Origin of the sequence: Bacillus cereus group sp. N24 (assembly GCF_016483345.1) — a bacterium.
Classification (GTDB): domain Bacteria; phylum Bacillota; class Bacilli; order Bacillales; family Bacillaceae_G; genus Bacillus_A; species Bacillus_A toyonensis.
Genome location: NZ_JAEHCA010000083.1, coordinates 1 through 845, shown reverse-complemented (window position 1 = coordinate 845; position 845 = coordinate 1). Strand labels below are relative to the sequence as shown.

The window sequence follows — 845 nt, the reverse complement described above, 5'->3', positions numbered from 1 at the left end:
CCTAAATAATCGTCAGGCATAGATACAATTGCTACATCATGTACTGCATCATGTGCTAATAGATGATTTTCAACCTCTTCCGCAGCAACCTTCTCACCACCACGATTAATTTGATCTTTATCTCTTCCTTCTACAATGATGTAACCTTGTTCATTTACTTTTACAAGATCACCTGTGCGATAAAATCCATCCTTTGTAAATGATCGTGCATTATGCTCTTCTGCTTTATAATAACCACGAATTGTATATGGACCTCGTGTTAATAAACTACCTACTTCACCAGGTTTTACATCGTTATCATTTTCATCAACAACCCTTACTTCATCGGATGTAGACATCGGTCTTCCTTGTGTATGAATAATGATTTCTTCCGGATCATTTAATCTTGTGTAATTTACTAACCCTTCTGCCATACCAAACACTTGCTGTAACGTACATCCAAATGTAGGGCGAATACGCTTCGCAACTTCGGCACTAAATTTCGCACCACCTACTTGAATCACTTGCAAGCTCGATAAATCGTTATTACGGGAAGATGCAGCATCAAGCCAAATCATTGCTAATGGTGGAACGAGCGCTGTAATCGTCACTTTTTCTTTTTCTATAAGAGCAAATGCCTCATCTGGACTCCCTCCAGTTGCCAACACTACCTTTCCACCCGCATAGAAAGTTCCAAATGTTCCTGGAGAACTCATCGGGTAATTGTGTGCTACTGGAAGAACTGCCATATAGACACTTTCTGCATTTAAATTACAAATTTCAGCACTAACACGTAAACTATAAATATAGTCATCATGTGTTCTAGGAATTAATTTAGAAAGTCCTGTTGTCCCTCCTGATAATTG

General features: G+C 38.7%; 1 protein-coding gene. It reads right to left on the bottom strand.

The genetic code is table 11. The annotated features are described in order from the left end of the window. A partial coding sequence (locus tag JDS95_RS30425) for a (2,3-dihydroxybenzoyl)adenylate synthase (protein WP_199691045.1) occupies positions 1 to 845 on the bottom strand: 845 nt, incomplete at both ends.